This window comes from Halomonas sp. NYA30, from assembly GCF_976980765.1.
The window spans coordinates 941628-959099 of record NZ_OZ334477.1; the positions used below are offsets into that span (position 1 = coordinate 941628).

General features: G+C 53.8%; 14 protein-coding genes. 9 read left to right on the forward strand and 5 right to left on the reverse strand.

All coding sequences use genetic code 11. From position 1 onward, the window contains the following. Window positions 1-91 precede the first annotated feature (91 nt). Together ACWI0H_RS04365 and ACWI0H_RS04370 are read left to right on the forward strand one after the other, a co-directional pair. Window positions 92-955, forward strand: coding sequence for a LysR substrate-binding domain-containing protein (locus ACWI0H_RS04365; protein WP_176303326.1), 864 nt, complete (start codon window positions 92-94; stop codon window positions 953-955). Between the two features lie 170 nt (window positions 956-1125). Continuing rightward, window positions 1126-1683 carry a cytochrome b gene (locus ACWI0H_RS04370; protein ID WP_176303327.1) on the forward strand — a complete coding sequence of 186 codons (558 nt, stop codon included), beginning with the start codon at window positions 1126-1128 and terminating at the stop codon, window positions 1681-1683. 2 nt (window positions 1684-1685) lie between these two features. On the opposite strand, the gene ACWI0H_RS04375 is transcribed toward ACWI0H_RS04370, so the two are convergent. Both ACWI0H_RS04375 and ACWI0H_RS04380 read right to left on the reverse strand, forming a co-directional pair. Next, a complete protein-coding gene (locus ACWI0H_RS04375; protein WP_336274806.1) occupies window positions 1686-3494 on the reverse strand; it encodes a sensor domain-containing diguanylate cyclase in 1809 nt (602 codons plus the stop codon). A gap of 225 nt (window positions 3495-3719) precedes the next feature. Then, the gene (locus ACWI0H_RS04380) at window positions 3720-4586 is read right to left on the reverse strand and encodes a LysR family transcriptional regulator ArgP (protein ID WP_485875076.1); all 867 of its coding nucleotides are present in this window, start codon (window positions 4584-4586) and stop codon (window positions 3720-3722) included. Between the two features lie 153 nt (window positions 4587-4739). Between ACWI0H_RS04380 and ACWI0H_RS04385 the strand changes: the two genes are divergently transcribed. Continuing rightward, complete coding sequence (locus tag ACWI0H_RS04385) at window positions 4740-6392, forward strand: multidrug ABC transporter permease/ATP-binding protein (protein ID WP_485875078.1); 1653 nt, start codon at window positions 4740-4742, stop codon at window positions 6390-6392. Between the two features lie 6 nt (window positions 6393-6398). Here ACWI0H_RS04385 and fhuF read toward each other — a convergent pair whose 3' ends face one another. Together fhuF and ACWI0H_RS04395 are read right to left on the reverse strand one after the other, a co-directional pair. After that, window positions 6399-7187, reverse strand: coding sequence for a siderophore-iron reductase FhuF (gene fhuF / locus ACWI0H_RS04390; RefSeq protein WP_485875080.1), 789 nt, complete (start codon window positions 7185-7187; stop codon window positions 6399-6401). Window positions 7188-7313: 126 nt separating this feature from the next. Beyond that, on the reverse strand, window positions 7314-8081 hold the full coding sequence (locus tag ACWI0H_RS04395) for an ABC transporter ATP-binding protein (protein WP_485875082.1): 768 nt from the start codon (window positions 8079-8081) through the stop codon (window positions 7314-7316). A 318-nt stretch (window positions 8082-8399) separates the two neighbouring features. Here ACWI0H_RS04395 and fhuB point away from each other — a divergent pair, with 318 nt between their 5' ends. Beyond that, entirely contained in the window at window positions 8400-10400 is a 2001-nt protein-coding gene (gene fhuB / locus ACWI0H_RS04400) for a Fe(3+)-hydroxamate ABC transporter permease FhuB (protein ID WP_485875084.1), read from the forward strand. A 134-nt stretch (window positions 10401-10534) separates the two neighbouring features. After that, entirely contained in the window at window positions 10535-11149 is a 615-nt protein-coding gene (locus ACWI0H_RS04405) for a LysE/ArgO family amino acid transporter (RefSeq protein WP_101148017.1), read from the forward strand. Between the two features lie 28 nt (window positions 11150-11177). Here ACWI0H_RS04405 and ltaE read toward each other — a convergent pair whose 3' ends face one another. Continuing rightward, a complete protein-coding gene (gene ltaE / locus ACWI0H_RS04410; protein WP_485875086.1) occupies window positions 11178-12185 on the reverse strand; it encodes a low-specificity L-threonine aldolase in 1008 nt (335 codons plus the stop codon). A 113-nt stretch (window positions 12186-12298) separates the two neighbouring features. Between ltaE and ACWI0H_RS04415 the strand changes: the two genes are divergently transcribed. The 4 genes from ACWI0H_RS04415 (at window position 12299) to ACWI0H_RS04430 (ending at window position 17472) form a co-directional block, all read left to right on the forward strand. After that, window positions 12299-13519, forward strand: a complete 1221-nt coding sequence (locus ACWI0H_RS04415; RefSeq protein ID WP_485875088.1) for an NAD(P)/FAD-dependent oxidoreductase — start codon at window positions 12299-12301, stop codon at window positions 13517-13519. 126 nt (window positions 13520-13645) lie between these two features. Further along, a complete protein-coding gene (speG, locus tag ACWI0H_RS04420) occupies window positions 13646-14224 on the forward strand; it encodes a spermidine N1-acetyltransferase (RefSeq protein WP_485875089.1) in 579 nt (192 codons plus the stop codon). A 29-nt stretch (window positions 14225-14253) separates the two neighbouring features. Then, window positions 14254-15615, forward strand: a complete 1362-nt coding sequence (locus ACWI0H_RS04425) for an IS1380 family transposase (protein WP_045812073.1) — start codon at window positions 14254-14256, stop codon at window positions 15613-15615. 1050 nt (window positions 15616-16665) lie between these two features. Continuing rightward, window positions 16666-17472 carry an alpha/beta fold hydrolase gene (locus ACWI0H_RS04430; protein ID WP_336270518.1) on the forward strand — a complete coding sequence of 269 codons (807 nt, stop codon included), beginning with the start codon at window positions 16666-16668 and terminating at the stop codon, window positions 17470-17472.

The following is a 17472-nucleotide window of genomic DNA, read 5'->3' on the forward strand; positions in this document are numbered from 1 at the left end:
CTTGATTTGAGCATGTGCTGAGCAGCATACTCATCATCAAAGCATCACAATATCGATCTTTTATGATCGTTTTGATCAAGAATGGTGATATATGCGCGCGCCCACCCTAGACCTAACCCTGCTTCGTACTCTGGTGGCAATTTCGGATACTGGTAGTGTGACCGCCGCCGCCAAACGTTTGGCTTACACGCAGTCTACGGTAAGTATGCAGCTGCAGAGGCTGGAGGCGCAGTTATCGCTAATACTGCACGAGCGGGAAGGACGGCGAATACGCTTTACTTCAGAAGGCGAGCGCCTACTTAACCATGCCCGGCGGCTGCTGGCGCTTAATGATGAAGCATGGAGTGATATGCAGGCGCGCCAAGTTACCGGTGACCTCACGTTAGGCATACCGGAAGATTACGCCTCGCTGCTGCCCTCGGTGTTTGCTTACTTTAATCAGCTCTACCCGGCGGTGGGGCTCAAGGTGATCTGCGGTACCAGCGCCCATCTCGTAGAGCAGGTAAAAGCCAAAGAGCTTGATCTGGCACTGGTGACACGCCAACGCAACTCGCCAGGGGGCGATGTAATCCGTCGAGAGCCTTTGCTGTGGGCCGTCGGAATGCACCAGCAGCCGCTGCTAAGCGATCCATTGCCATTAGCGCTTTATTCGCCGGGGGCTGACGTGTTTCGTGAAGTCGCCGAGCAGGCGCTGCAGTCGGCAGGGCGCAGTTGGCGTGTTGCCTATACCAGCCAATCCATGGCCGGTCTGGCGCCGATTGTGACCGCGGGGCTCGCGATAGTGGTGGTGACGCGCAGCATGCTGACGCCGGCGCTAAGGCCACTGGATGAGAGCAGTGGCCTGCCTGCGCTGCCAATGATCGAGCTGGCGCTTCACCGCGCACCCCACCGGCCCTCAGAGCCAGCGCGGCGCTTGGGTGAGTTAATACGTGAGCAATTAGCCGTGCCTGACTAGGCTATATAAACACCGATCGTAGCGATTCAACCGTTCCCAGCAGGCAGTAGAGGAAAAGCATTGGGTAAAAGTAACACTTAACGTTGAGGGCAGCGAAGTGCTTTAATCAGCGAAAGGGAACGTTACTGACTAGACTAAAAAGCAAATAAATTTGCTGTTAGGAGCACTACATGCACGAACTGGATCGTTATATCTACCCGCACCGGGTGCTGCACTGGCTAGTGGCGGGTGCCGTGTTACTCTCGTTGGCTAGCGGTTTGACGCTAGGCTTTCTGGGGTTTGAGCGCACCGTTGCGTTGGTAGGCAATACGCTCACGAACTTGCTTTATACCAGCCACAAAACGCTCGGCGTATTGATATTATTGCTGATGACGCTGCGCATTATTACTCGGCTGGCGTTTGTGGTCCCAGATCATGAACCACCTTTAAATGCGTTCGAGCGGATTGTTAGCTCCAGTGTGCACCACTTGCTCTATTTAGCGCTCATTATTATGCCGTTACTGGGCTGGGCCGCCACTGCTAGCGGCGGCTTTCCAGTAGAGTTTTTCCACTGGCATTTGCCCGGTTTACTTGCTGAGCGTGAGCAGCTCTCTGAACAACTTTTCATGTGGCATGGGCGGTTAGGCTGGATCATTTTAGGCTTAGTGGTATTACACGTTGCTGGCGCAATATTCCATTGGAAAATCAAGCGTGACAACGTTATGAAGCGCATGAGCCTGTTTGACTAGAATTAAGAACTCGCCGAGCCGTAGCGATAGTAAGCGGCGGCTTGGCTTGATTTAACTGCATACATATTGCTATCAGCTTCACTCAGCAAGCTTTCAAGCGTGGCATCCTCTGCGCCGTGACAGGTGCTTACCCCAATACTGACGCTAACACTGACTTGCTCACCGCCGGGAAGGTTGATCGGCGAACAGATGGCTTGGTCAATACGCGCCAGAATAGGCGCTAACGTATCGCCGGTGCCTATATTCTCCATGATAATAATGAACTCATCGCCTCCATACCGGGCACAGTGATCATTGGTGCGCGCTAAGTGGACGATGCGTTTGGCTATTTGCTGTAAAACAAAGTCGCCTGCTTCATGGCCATAATTATCATTAATAGGCTTAAAGCGATCCAGGTCGAGCATTAATAGCGCCAAACGATGACCATGCTGACGATTACGCTGTAGGGCACCTTCGGCAGAACGCATCAGTCCATGGCGATTCAGCAGGCTAGTGAGTACATCATGATTGGCCAAATGCTCCAATGCTTTGGTGCGGGCAGCGACTTTTCGTTCCAATAGGGTTTCCTGTTTCTTGAGTGCTGCCAACATCGCGCTTTGAGTTCTCTCTTTTTGCCGTTTAAGTTTATTGAAGCGCGATGCTAAGGCAAACGAGAGCAATAACATTTCCAGTGCTGAGCCAATTTGAATACCGTGCAGAGTAATAAAGTTGGCTGGTAGTAGGCTCAGGTTACGCAGCGCAAAGACACCAGTACCTAGTAAAAATAGTGACCAAGCAAATACAAACAGCCGAGCACTGGGTACGCGTTGCAAACTACAGTAGCTGCCGCATAGCAGAAGCAGTAAAGCGGCCATAAAGCCCGTCACATCCATGAGGTGAAGCGCCGAGGGAGTGGGCAATAACAGGGTGGCAATCACTGTCAACCAGCAGTAACTGCGAAAGGTGCTCAATACGTTGTGCCAGCGGGGGCAATAGGTCTTCGTGTTAAGAAAACTTTGCGCAAACAGTGTGGCCATGGTGGAAGCGAAGGTAAAACCGAGTGCCACGAGACGAGCCGTGTTATCACCCAGAAAGCTCCAAAACATCAGTGTACCGATGCCGTTAAAGGTCAGAATAGCGAGAGCAAAGCCGCCGACAAAGAGCGAATAATGAAGAAAAACCCGTTCCTTTAAGCCAAAAAATAGCAGTAAGTTATATAAACCCATTGCCAGCAGCATACCGAAGTAGGTAGCCAGCCAAAAATTATGGCGATCGTTTTGGGTATAAAACGCCTCGGGCGTTATTAGCTTGTAGTTGAGCATTTTGCTGCCTGAGGCAGCCACATGGGTATACAGCGTTACGCGTTCATGGGCAGCAAGCTCTAGTGAAAAAACCGCCTGACGATGGGCTAGCGCACGCTGTTCAACCGGGACTGCACTACCGCTGCGCTGTGCCTCAATGCCCTGCTGGCGCAGGGTGTAAAGAGTGACGTAATCCAAGAATGGGTACTCAAACTGCACCATCCAGCGCTGGGTTTCCGGCGAGTCATTACGCACTTGTGTTCTAAGCCACACATCATGACGGGTATAGCCGAAGTTTAAATCCTCTTCGTGATGGGAGTGCTTAAAATCAGGCGGGTGAGAGAGTAAGTTATTAAGCGTGATTGATTTATCAGTTGCATGCCAAAATTCACTGTAAGGGGCAAGCGAGTAGCTCGCCTGGTTTGGCGCTACTGATAAGAGAGTATTTGCATGTGCCCAAGGTACCCAACATCCAGCCAACAGCAGCAATAGGCCGGTGTAAACACTCGCCGTTAAACGTCGAACATGCATATCACATCGCTTTTTTTAGTTTTTAACCCGTCCATGTCCCCTGGGTTCCCTTACCCTTGCCGGGGCCGCCCACCGTTCTAGAGCTCAGGTGAGTTTGCGGTTTACTCACCATCTTGCACTAACGCGGTAGAGAAAAAACATCATTACCAAATTTTTCTGTGTCGCGCGATAAGCATTTTTAGTGTAGGCAGGTTTGAAAAAAGTCACTGTTTAAAACTTTCATACTTAATAAATGATATGACTCAAGTGCTGGGTAAGCCGTTGAATCAACTCTCCGCTATGGCGCCAAAAATGCCAGTAAAGCGGCACCGATAAAGAGTGACCTGGCGCCACGCTGACCAGTTGGCCGCTTTGCATGAGTTCCTTTGTCTGCAGCTGCGGCATCATGCCGTAACCCATCCCCGCCGAGGCTAAGCGAACAAAACCTTCTGAAGAGGGGCAGAGGTGATAAGGAAAGTGGCTGTGGAAACCAAACAGCGCCATAAACCGATGCTGTAACTGGTCGTGGGGGCCGAAAACGATGGCTGGTGCACGCTGAAAGTTCTCTGTCGTCGGACCATCTGAAAAATAGCGCTCAACGTATTCAGGGGTTGCCAGGGGATGGTAGCGCATTTCCCCTAACGCTACGCAGCGCGCCCCGGCAATCGGTTGCGGTGTGGCGCATAGGCACGCCGCTACATCTCCATCGCGCAACCGCTTGAGTCCGACATCTTGATCTTCAATCACAAGGTCCAGTAACACGCCTTCTTGCTGACAAATAGTGGCAACAGCCTCGGCCCACCAGGTGACCAGACTGTCCGCATTAATCGCAATACGCAGGCGCGGCGCCTGATCATCTAAGGTGGGTAGTGAGCCACGCAGGTCACGCTCTAATAGCTGTACCTGCTGGTAGTGGGTTAACAGCCGCTGACCCGCAGGGGTTGGAGCTAAATGCGGGTGCCGAACCAACACTGGCTGACCAAGGCGAATTTCCAGCGCTTTTATACGTTGAGACACGGCAGATTGTGACAGCCCCAATTCATCTCCCGCGCGCTCAAAACCGCCGCACTCCACTACGGTCGCCAAGGCATGAAGTAATTTGTAATCCAGCATGGCGATGTTCCAAGTTCAGAAGAGTAATGACGTTAATCAAAAAGTGATGATGAAACAAATGCCTCCCAAAGCAAATGAAAATCAGTTCTTTATTGACTTGACCCATCAGTGCGGCACAATTCGCCGCTTATACAGCAATGGTGGAAGGCAATAATGGAGCTGCTGCGCTTAGTATTTCGTCACTACCGCTGGCCTTTTTTAGGCGCGATGGGTCTGAGCCTGTTGAGCGCTGGCCTCGGGGTGGGCGTTATTGCGTTTATCAATCAGCGGTTAATAGAGGTCGGCAGCCTGGCTGCATTACCGCAATTTCTAGGCCTTTTGGTGGTACTGCTTGCGGTCACCCTAGGCACTCAGTTGGCGCTCACTTTGCTGGGGCATCACTTTGTGTTCGACCTGCGCTCACGCTTGGTAAAACGCATTCTTGATACCGATATTGAGCGTTTAGAGCAATTAGGTAATTCCACATTGCTGGCTAGCCTTTCCAGCGATGTGCGCAACATCACCATTGGGTTTGTGCGCCTGCCAGAGCTGATTCAGGGTGTGGTGCTAACGCTCGCTTCGGTGGCCTATTTAGCTTGGCTCTCGCCGCAAATGGTGGTGATCACCGTGCTGTGGATGGCGTTCACCATGGGCGTAGGCTGGTGGTTGGTCTCTAAGGTATATCGCCATTTTCACCTAGTGCGTGAAAGCGAAGACCGCTTGTATAAAGATTTCCAGGCGGCCATTGAAGGGCGCAAAGAGTTGGCACTGAACCGCGACCGTGCCCGGCGCTTTTTTGATGAGCGCTATACTGCCAATGCCCGCGATTATCGCCACCATATTATCCGCGCTGACACTTACCATTTAAGTGCTAACAACTGGTCTAACATTATGATGCTAGGCGCCATCGGTGTGGTGTTTTTCCTCTCTAATGGGTTGGGTTGGGCGAATACCACGGTGGCTTCCACCTTTGCTTTAACGCTTTTGTTTCTTCGCACGCCGCTGATTCAAGCGGTGGGTGCGTGGCCAACGCTGATTAGTGCTCAGGTTGCGTTTGATAAATTGAGCAGTCTGGAGCTAGCCGAGTACCAGCCAAGCTTTGCGGTAGATGATACTCTCGCCGATTGGCAGCGCCTTGAGTTGGTCGATGTCACTTACCACTATCCGCACACTGAGCAAGGCGAAGGTTTTAAGGTAGGGCCAATTAATCTCACTCTGGCGCGTGGAGAGCAGGTCTTTCTGATTGGTGGGAACGGCAGCGGCAAGTCGACCCTGGCAAGACTACTTTCGGGGTTATACCGCCCACAAAGCGGTTTCATTAAAGTCGATGGGCAAGTGATCAGTGCCGCCCAGTGGGGTGCATTTCGCGCCCGTTTTGCCAGCGTGTTTACCGATTTTCATCAATTTGATCAGACCATGGGCCCTGCCGGGCTCCCCGCTGACACGCACGTCGTTGATACCTGGCTTGAGCGACTGCAGATGCAGCATAAACTGCAGTGGGAAGGGGATCGCGTCATCAATACCCAGCTTTCCCAAGGGCAACGCAAGCGTTTGGCGCTACTGCTGGCGATTGCCGAAAAGCGCGATATCTTACTGCTGGATGAGTGGGCGGCGGACCAGGATCCGCAGTTCCGGCGGCTGTTCTACCGCGAGCTATTACCGCACTTAAAAGCGATGGGCAAAACCGTGTTCGCCATCAGCCATGACGACAGTTACTTTGTGCACGCTGACCGCTTGCTGGAAATGTCAAAAGGACAATTAAGCGAGCTGAAGGGCGAAGAGCGCGCGAGAGCAAGCGAGGATGCGGTAACGCAAATTAATCTGTAAAGACGATCATTTAGCGACTTGCTTGGCATGCTTGCGCGCTTGTAGGTCGCAACCTTCTAGTGGACAGTTGCCGCAGGTATCGAACTCGTCCAGTAAATAGCGCAGGCAGCAGAGCTTGCGCACCCGCTTAACTTCCTCGCTACCCTTGGGCGTAAAGTGCCGCACTGGCTGAAACAGCGGGTTACGTTTGCCGTTGGGTAGGGTACGCGTTTCTAACAGCATTTTAGCGGCTTCGAGCGCCGCTTCATTGACCAGCGGATGCTCGGCCAGCGCATGCACGTAGTAATCCACGTAACCACCGGCATTGCTCCAGAACACCCGCTGCGCGGCGCCGGAGATGGCCGCTAACTGCTCAATCAATGGCGCCCAATGCTGGTCGATTAACGTTGTAAAGCGCTCATACGGGTCGTAGGTGGTTAAACTCGCGCCTTCGTTGGGTAACCATAGCCGCGATGTAGCACCTTTTTCAGTGAAGATGACTTGAAGATCATCCAGCCCCACCGGTAGGTCTCGGTTAAGCAGCAAATTGGCCGTGAGTGTGGGCACGGTCAGGGCGCTGAAGTGCCACTTTGACCAAAGCGATACCACTGCCCGTGAGTCACCGCCTGGGTACTGTGTAGAGAAGCGCTCTAAATCCTGTGTTAGCCAGTTAACATCCCGCCAGCGGGCGGTTTTGAATGCTTCCAGCGGTGGCGAGCCGCCAATAAGGGGCGGGGTAAAGTTCGCCAACGGCCCGGTGTAGCAAGCGGCCAAGGAGGGCTCGAACAGTTGTGGCTGACGCAGGGCAAGGGGCATAACCAGACTCCAACACGAGGCGCTGGGAAAATAACAGTAAGTTCAGCTTAATCGATAATGCGTATCAGTTGAAGTGCTTGATTGAGAATGAGTGCTTTTAAAAGTGCCCGCCCACGGAGAATAACGTTATTGCGCTACGGCGATATTGTGCCCTCCATTGGGGTGCTTCATGACCTGCATAGGCAGGCCGTAAATCGCTTCTAAGGTGCTATCGCACATCATGTCGCCCGGCGTGCCGTGGGCAAGCAGGCGGCCACTATGCAATGCCATCAGTTCATCGCAGTAACGCGACGCCATATTAATGTCGTGCAGAACAATAATGACGCCAAGATTCAGCTCATCACACAGCTTGCGAATCAATGCCAGGACTTCCATTTGGTGGGCGATATCCAGCGCCGCCAATGGTTCATCCAACAGCAGAAAACGGCTGCCTTGAGCCAGTAGCATGGCCAGCCACACCCGCTGGCGCTCGCCGCCAGAAAGGGTGTCAACCAGGCGGTCGGCAAAGGCTTCAGTGTGGGTGAGCGCAATGGCGCGCTCCACGGCGTCTTTATCCTTTTGCGTGTGGCGGCCTAGCAGCCCATGCCAAGGGTAGCGACCAAACCCCACCAGTTCACGCCCGGTCAGGTTTTCGGCGCTGGGTAAATGCTGCGGCAAATACGCCACTTGGCGCGCGAATTCGCGATTTCCCCAGTCACTCAGCGGGCGCTGGTCAAAGTGGATCCCACCCTGGCTTATCGACTGCTGCTGTGCCATTAGCTTGATCAGCGTCGATTTCCCCGAGCCGTTATGGCCAATCAAGCCGTAAACCTTGCCTTCATGAAAGGAGTGCTCAATGGGATTCAGAATTGGTTTGCCATTGATTTCAAAGGTGGCGCCTTTGACCTCGAACATGAATGACTCCTGGGAGCGGGGTAAATAACAATGGCTCCATTCTAGTGCTAATGGTTCTCATTTTTAACAAAAATATGAAAAAAGATTTCCGTTTAAGGCTTCTTTTATCTTGCGGCTTTCTCCCGCAATCAGGTTATCAATTGTAGCGCTAATAGTTATCATTTAGAATTATCTGTTTTTTAACCACTACCGTCCAGAAATTGCTAAGGCGCAGATCATGCCTCTCATAATGGTGTTGCAAGAAATGAAGGTGCTTGGGGCGCCAATTACTGTTTTCATTCCTGTGCTGAATCCGGCGGCGATACGGGCCAACGCATCATGTTAGGTTCAGTACTGTTAGCTCAGAAAATGCGTGGCCTATCGCCTGCAAAAGCCTGCCTGTTACTTAGTTTGCCGATGTTTGTTCTTTTTTGGGTAAGCCTGCAGGGCCAAGGTGGTTTTACGCTGGGGCTGCGGGCGTTAGTGGCGCCCTCATTCGAAAACGTTAATGAACTATTGCTCTATTTCACGTGGTGGCCGCGCCTTTCGATTGCGCTACTGGCCGGGGGCGGTTTAGGGTTGGCAGGCGTGCTCATGCAGCAGGTGCTTCGCAACCCATTGGCCTCGCCCACCACGCTTGGCGTGGCCTCGGGCGCTAATCTGGCGCTGATGACTGCCACCTTGCTGGCGCCGGGGCTGCTCGTTGCAGGGCGCGAATGGGTCGCCTTATTGGGCGGGGCGCTGGCGGTGGGGTTAGTTTTCCTGCTCTCGTGGCGGCGCGGTTTAGCGCCGATTGTGGTCGTGTTGGCCGGGTTGGTGGTGAATCTGTACTTGGGGGCACTCTCCACGGCGCTGCTGTTGTTTAATCACGAAGCGCTCTCGGGGCTGCTGATCTGGGGCGCGGGTTCGCTGGCGCAAAATGGTTGGGACGGCGTTGCGATACTTTGGCCCCGGCTGGCGATTAGCTGCGTGGCCGCGTGGTTTTTGCTGCGCCCCTTGGCGGTGCTGGAGCTGGATGATGCCAGTGCCAAGAGCCTCGGTGTATCGCTTGCCTATTTACGCTTTGCGGGCATGGGGCTGGCGGTGTTTATTACCGGCAGCATTGTTAGCGTGGTGGGCATTATTGGTTTTATCGGTTTGGCGGCACCCAATATTGTGCGCATGGCTGGCGCGCGCCGGTTAGGGCCACGGTTACTCTGGTCGACGCTATTGGGAGCCGTCCTGCTGGCAACAACGGATCTGTTGTTACAGCAGTTCTCTGGTATGGCAGCAACGTTGATTCCCACCGGGGCGATTACCGGTGCCTTAGGTGCGCCACTATTAATGTGGCTAATTCCGCGTTTAAAGCTACAGGGAGATCGGCCACCGAAAAGCACGGGTGTCTTCACGCACCGTCATCCTGCACCCTCGCGGTTAGCCGCTGGCTTACTACTCGCGCTACTCGCCGCAACAGTGGTGGGTCTACTATTTGGCCAGGGGGTGGATGGTTGGTATTGGCTTGCACCAAATAACGGGGGCGTAATGCAGTGGCGCCTGCCTCGCGTCATGGCAGCCGCGGCAAGCGGCTTGATGCTGGCGATTGCAGGTACGATTCTACAGCGCCTTTCTGCCAACCCCATGGCCAGCCCTGAAGTGTTGGGTATCAGCGGTGGCTGTGCTATTGCGCTGATTCTCGGCATTTTCTTACTGCCCGCACCCACCAATATGATGCTGATTGGCGTAGGCACGCTAGGGGCGTTTGCAACGCTATTGGTACTGGTTGGTATCAACCGCAAGAGTGGCTTTCTCCCCGAGCGTTTGCTGCTTACCGGGGTGGCGATCAGTGCGCTGTTCGATGCGGTGCGCAGCGTAATACTGGCGGGCGGCGACCCCCGCGGCCAGCAGGTCATTGCCTGGCTGGCAGGCTCTACCTACTACGTGGATGTTACCAATGCGGTGGTGGTCGGGGGAATTGCTGCGGTTTTGGCACTGGTGACGCTACCCTTCACTCGCTGGCTGGATATCTTGCCCTTAGGCGCGCCGACGGCCAAGGCGCTTGGGGTAACCCTCAACCGCGCCCGTTTGGCGTTGCTGCTGCTTGTCGCGCTGTTAACCGCCTGCGCCACCCTGGTAGTGGGGCCGCTTTCGTTTATTGGCCTACTGGCGCCGCATATGGCGCGGTTGGTGGGTTTCTCCAGAGCTAAGCAGCATCTGCTAGGAGCGGCATTGATCGGCATGCTGCTAATGGTGCTGGCGGATTGGGTAGGGCGTCAGATTATCTTCCCTTACGAGATACCGGCAGGCTTGGTCGCTTCACTGATTGGCGGTGCCTACTTTATGTGGGGGCTGCGGCGGCTTTAATTCGCTAAAAGCATCCCTTTATAAGTAAAACTGATGCCCCATTAGCAGGATGATTATTAGTTATCCAGCTTGCTCGTTATCTTAGTGCCACGTTTGTTTAACACGATACTTATTCTGGCACTGGGAGCTAGGCAATGTGGGAAAGCTACTTCACCGGGCTGCTGGTATGCGGCGGCATTATCATGGCGATTGGGGCGCAGAACGCCTACATTTTAGGGTTGGCTATTCGCCGCGAGTATCACTGGTGGTCGGCGGGGCTGTGCATGAGTGCGGATATTATCCTGCTCACGGCGGGTATGTTTGGGGTGAGCGCCTTTCTGCTGACGATGCCCAGTGCGCTGGAGGCAATGCGCTGGGTGGGCGTGGTGTTTTTAAGCTGGTTGGCGGCGCAGGCGTTATTTAGAGCCGTCAGTGGACGGCAAGGGTTGAGAGCCGAAGCGGGCAAAGCGCCTAGCTTAACGAAAGTGATTTTCGCAACCCTTGCCGTCACCGTGCTCAACCCTCAGGTCTACCTGGATACGCTGCTGTTGATACCCGCCATCGGCGCTCAGCAGGAGAGCGCCGGTGTTTTTGTGGCAGGGGCATCTACCGCTTCCATCCTCTGGTTTAGTCTGCTGGCCTGGGGTGGCGCCGCACTTTCGCCTTGGCTGTCAAAGCCTATCGCTTGGCGCATCATCGATGGTCTGATTGGGTTAATGATGGCAGGCATCGCCGTTCATCTTGCCCTGGGAGCAACTTCTCTTAGCTAAACCGCTTAGTGAGCAAGTTAGTTAGCATTTAGTGACGGCTGAAATAGGCCTCCATCACCGCTACTACTTTATCAATATCGGCATCATTGATATCGCGATGGACCACAAAACGGGTGGCGTACAGTAACTCAATTAATATGCCATGCTCTTTTAGCCAGGCGGATAGTGGCTGGACATGGGCGTCGGGAATTTGTGCAAATACCATATTGGTGGCTTGCGAGGTGATCTCTACCCCTGGCAGTTTCTCCAACCCTTCCGCCAATCGAGCGGCACGGCGGTGATCTTCGCTTAGATCGGTAACGTGGTGATCCAGGGCGTACTGACAGGCCGCAGCGATAATGCCCACTTGACGCATACCACCGCCCACCATCTTGCGTAAACGGCGGGCCTTATCAATCAGCGCTTGCGAACCCACCAACGCCGATCCCATCGGTGTCCCCAGGCCTTTTGAAAAACACAGGGAAACGCTATCGAAGGGCAGGCAAAGCTGCTTGAGCGATGTGTCGGTTGCGATGGCGGCATTAAACAAACGTGCGCCGTCTAGGTGCGTGGCCAATCCGCGATCCCGCGCTAGGTCGGTCGCTTTTTGCACATAGTCGGCCGAGAGCACCTTGCCGCCAATGGTGTTTTCCAGTGCCAGCAGCTTGCTGCGTGCAAAGTGGAAATCGTCGGCTTTAATGGCAGCGCTGATTTTCTCCAATGGCAATGCGCCATCGTCCGCATTCTCGATGGGCTGAGGTTGGATACTGCCCAAGACCGCAGCGCCACCGCCTTCATAGCGGTAGGTATGCGCTGACTGACCAACGATGTATTCATCGCCGCGTTCGCAGTGAGCCATTAGCGCCACTAGGTTGCTTTGTGTGCCGCTAGGAAATAGCAGCGCGGCTTCCTTACCTGCCTGCTCGGCCAGGTTGGCTTGAAACGCATTCACCGTTGGGTCATCGCCCCACACATCATCACCGACCGGCGCGGCCATCATGGCTTCCAGCATGGCGGGAGTGGGGCGAGTCACCGTATCACTGCGCAAATCAATCATGCAGAACTCCTTTTGTGTGTAAAGGCAACAACTTAGATTAAATTTTTGAGCAAGATCATAAGAACCATCTATGGTTAACAGCATACTGCATGTCACTCACACATAGGCACCCCATGGATTTAAAAAGTGGCTACCCCTTTTGGGCTGTCAAGAATGGCCTGCTGAAAGCATACCCCCCGCTTGCGCGCGATCATCAATGCGATGTGGTCGTGATTGGTGGTGGTATTACAGGGGCGTTGATTGCAGATGAGTTAAGTCGCCATGGCCATTATGTCGTGGTGCTTGAGCGTCGCGATGTGGGGTGGGGCAGTTCGGCCGCCAGCACGGCTTTATTGCAATATGAAATTGATACCCATATGACCGAGCTAGCGAAGCTTTATGGCGAAGCAAATGCTGTACTGGCTTACCGCGCCTGTGCCGACGCGATCAGAGAACTCGAAGCATTAGCGGCAGGGCTGGGTGATGTGGATTTTGCGCGTCAACAAAGCCTTTATTATGCCAGCAGTGAAGAGGATGTTGCGCCACTCAAAGAAGAGCTAGCGCTGCGTCAGAAGCACGGTTTTGATGCTTACTGGCTTGAGCGAGAAACTATTTTAGCGGAGTACGATTTTGCAGCACCGGGCGCTATTCTTACCCAGTTAGCCGCCAGTATTGATCCCTATCGTATGGCTTATCAGCTGTTTGCCAGGCTGGTGGAGCGTGGTGGTGAGGTCTATGACCGCACAAAAATGGAGACAATGGCGCCGGATGAAGAGGGTGTCACGCTGACACTAACCAATGGCACCACTCTGCGTTGCCAGCATGTGGTGATGGCGGCAGGCTACGAGTCTCAATCCTGGTTGCCAGAGAGCGTGGCGATCAACCGTAGTAGCTATGCATTTATCACCGACCCGCTCTCACCCAAAGCACTGGGTAAATTACGCCATACCATGGTGTGGGAGTCTGCGCGGCCCTATCTCTATCTACGAACTACCTGCGATGGCCGCTTGCTTGTAGGTGGTGACGATGATGATGAAGATATCCCCCAGCGTCGCGATGCGCGGGTCGAAGAGAAAGCCCAGGGGCTGGCGAGCAAAGTAGAGGCGTTGTGGCCTAAGCTGGATATTAATCCAACGTTCTCGTGGGGCGGTACGTTTGCCGAAACCAAAGACGGATTGCCATTTTTTGGCCCCCATGAGGCCCATGGGCCCCGCGTACACTTCGCCATGGCATATGGTGGCAATGGCATTAGCTACAGCATGATCGGTGCAAAATTACTGCGCGCGCTGATCGAAGGAGAAGAGCATCCGCTGGCTGAGCTGTTTTCTTTCAAGCGACTAGCCAAAATGAACTGACTATCGGAACCTCTCTATCATCGAAAAACGAAGGCCTTACCGAAGACGTTAAACGCGCCTTAAAATTTCGCAGCGAGCTGATGAGAAGCGGGTATCCTTAAGGGATACCCATCAGAGTAGAGGACAATGAGTCACACACTTTTTTTAAGGGCCCTGGAGCGCAACGATTTGCGCTTTGTCCACGAGCTCAATAATAACCAGAGTATAATGTCGTACTGGTTCGAGGAGCCTTACGAGTCATTTGATGAACTGGAAGAGCTCTATAACAAACACATCCATGATAACGCCGAACGACGCTTTGTCGCCGAAGATAGCCACGGTAACGCGATTGGTTTAGTGGAACTGATTGAAATCGATTACATCCACCGTAGTGCCGAGTTCCAAATCATCATTGCTCCCGATCATCAGGGCAAAGGTTTTGCTCGCTCGTTGATCCACCAAGCGTTGCACTACTCATTCACGATCTTAAACCTGCACAAGGTGTATCTCATTGTGGCGGTGGAAAACGTCAAAGCGATCCATCTTTACGAGGAGAGCGGTTTTATTGAGGAAGGGCACCTAGTGCAGGAGTTCTTTATCAATGGCAAATATAGGGATGTGAAGCGTATGTATATCCTGCAGGACGCCTATCTCGGCCAGATACCTGAATCCGTGAGACCGGCCCCCAGGAATGCTTCTAACCTACTGAACTGCATGGCAATATAGCGAATATCGCCATTCACCCAGACAGTGCCATGCCCAACGTCAAGTTCCGCGCCAGTCGCCGCACCCTCACCAGCCACGCCGGGCTGTCCATCATCGGGCAATGCTTCGAGATCGCTGGCGTCGACAGCATCGACAGCCGCTTCCCCACCACGCTGGGCATGCGCACCAGTGACGTGATCAAGAGCTACCTGGGCCTGCTGTGTCTGGGCATGAGCGACTATGACGCTGTCGAGAACTTCCGCCGCGACAAGCCCTTCCAACAACTGCTGACCCTGCAGAAGGTGCCGAGCGCGGCGACGCTGCGACAGCGGCTGGAGAAACTTGCCGCCAACGACCTGCAGGCGCGCACCGCCACCTGGTCCACGACCCTGCTGTCACTGATCGAAGCACCGATCACCGCCGAGACGACGCACGTCTGCCTGGACATCGACACCTTCGTCATGGACAACAGCAACTCGAAGAAGGAAGGCGTCTCGCGGACCTACCAGAAGGTCGATGGCTACACACCGATCGCCGCCTATCTGGGCAACGAAGGGTGGTGCCTGGGTCTGGAACTGCGGCCTGGCAAGCAGCACACCATGAAGGAGAGCAACGCCTTCCTGGAGCGGGTGCTGCCTCGCACCCAAGGCCTGACCAAGCAACCGATCCTGTTACGCGAGGACAGCGGCTTCGACAGCCAGGCGCACCTGGCGCTTCTCGAACAGCAGCGCCAGGTCTTTGCCGACGAGGGGCGCCGGCTCGACTATGTCGTCAAATGGAACCCGCGCGGCTCGGCCACGGCTGATCGAGATACCTGGCTGGCGGTGGCGGCGGACTACTGGGAAGAGCTGCGTCCTGGCAAGCGCCAGGCGCTGTGGCTGCAGACCGTCTCGATCCACGACGACAACAAGACCGAATACGTCGTCCAACGCGTGATGCGCCTGGTAGAGCGCACCGCCGATCGCGATGGCCAGTTGCTGCTCGAACCGGACTATGAGTTGGAAGGCTGGTGGACCAGCCTGGACGAGGCGCCGGAGGCGGTGATCAAGCGCTACCAGGCGCATGCCACCCATGAGCAGTTTCACAGCGAGATCAAGACCGATCTCGACCTGGAGCGCTTGCCGTCCGGCAAGTTCGCCACCAACGATCTGATCCTGCATCTCGCCCAGTTGGCCTACAACATCCTGCGCCTGATGGGACAGCTGGGCATGACCGGCGAGCTGAGCCCGGTTCGCCACCCGGCCAAGCGGCGCCGGCTGCGCACCGTGCTACAAGAGCTGGTGCACCGTGCGGCTCTCGTGATTCACAAGGCACGGCAGATCATCCTCGACTTCGGGCAGGATATCGGGCGCATGACGGTGCTCAAGACGCTGCGGAGCCGACTGCGTTATCCACGAGGAACGCCATGCTGACCGTCAATCGGCGACACTCTATCCACAAGCAGTTCCAAGCGACACGCGATCGCCAGATATGTCGTGCCTGGCGGGTGGAAAGGCATGACAAAACGGGCCGTCAGCACCGATCAGCACGGTGGGTTTTGGCAATAACGGGCTTGCGAAAGCCAACTTGCACGGGGCGAATGATCAAAAAGTGCTCGCTGGCGGTGATAGGGAAAGTGTCGGCGCCGGCTTCACGGATTCAGGAGATAGATAGCGTCGATGCGCCAGAATCTAACTGGCTGTAAGCGTTACAGCAAAACGCCCTAATAAAACTACACAATAAAACGCCTCGCGGAGACGAGGCGTATGAATAGTGTTAACTACTTATCCCTTTAGCCTAAGTAGGCCTTGATCGCGTCAAAGGCCGCGCGCTGTTGCCGTGCGCGGTGTGCCCATACTTCCATAATATCGGCATCCCTTGTCTGTCCTTGATTCACTGAGTGTTGCATAGCGTCCACTCCTTTTCAGAGGTTAAGTGAAAGGCCTTATTTATAGCCTTTTTTGTACACAAATTAATTTATGCGAAGCAGCATTTTAGTTCTGGGTAGAATAATAAGGGCTTTTTCGAGCTTCGGGTAGTCCAAATGATGTAGGTAATTTGCCATTTTGTGTAAGCATATGCTTACAATTAGCCTACTAATACCTCTATCCATTTGAATGAAAAAGTTTTTCATAGTCATAAAAAAGCCGGGAATGACCCCCGGCTTCGGTGATTATCTTTTAGTCTTAAAGAGTCAAAAGCACCTGAATTAACCTAAATAGGCTTTCAGCGCCTCGGCTGCGGCACGATGCCACTGGGCATTCAAGCCCCAAAACTCCAGAACTTCATTGTCGCGTGCAGGGGAGGGTATGAGAAACGTCATAATATGGTCCTCCTAATGGGACTACATATGAAGTATAGCCTCTTTATGCTGCGATGCAGCATAAAAGGTTGTTATAAAAACCTCTAGGTAAAGGGGAACAGGCTTAAAATAAAATATGTTATTGTTAATAAAAGACTAAAAATAACGATAGTATCTTCTAATGACTTATCTCTCTTCCGCCTCGGTTGTACACCATGACAGCATGATAGATGCCCCAGAGGGGCGACTATTTACACGTGTCTGGCAACCAGCCAGTGCCGCGTCCCTTGAACAAAGCCCTATCGTACTGCTGCACGACTCACTAGGTTGCGTTGAGCTATGGCGTAGCTTTCCTGCGGCGCTGTGTTCAGCCACCCAGCGCACCGTAGTCGCCTATGATCGCCTTGGTTTCGGCCGGTCTGATGCCCGCCACGACACGTTGCCATTGAGTTTTATCGATGATGAACCGGCTCAAGGTTTCTCTGTCCTTCGTGATGTATTGGGTATTAAGCGCTTTATTGCCATTGGGCATAGCGTAGGCGGCTGTATGGCTGTTCACTGCGCGGGGGCATATGCCGATGAGTGCGATGGTTTGATTACCATCTCTGCCCAGGCGTTTAACGAAGCACGAACGCGAAACGGTATTGTGGAAGCCAAAGGGGTATTTCAGGCGCCAGAACAGCTTGCCAAGCTGGAAAAATATCATGGTGATAAAGCCCGTTGGGTACTCAATGCCTGGACAGAAACCTGGTTAAATCCAGCGTTTGAAAACTGGTCATTAACGTCAGCATTGGCGCAGGTGACGTGTCCCAGCTTAGTTATTCATGGTGAGAAAGATGAGTATGGCTCGCACCGTCAGCCGGAGCGTATGGTTCGCTATATCAAAGGCCCTGCACACGGCGAAATGCTGGCCAATATTCACCATGTCCCTCATCGTGAATGTGAAGCCGATGTAGTGAGTTTGGTCCACCAGTTTGTTGAACGCTAG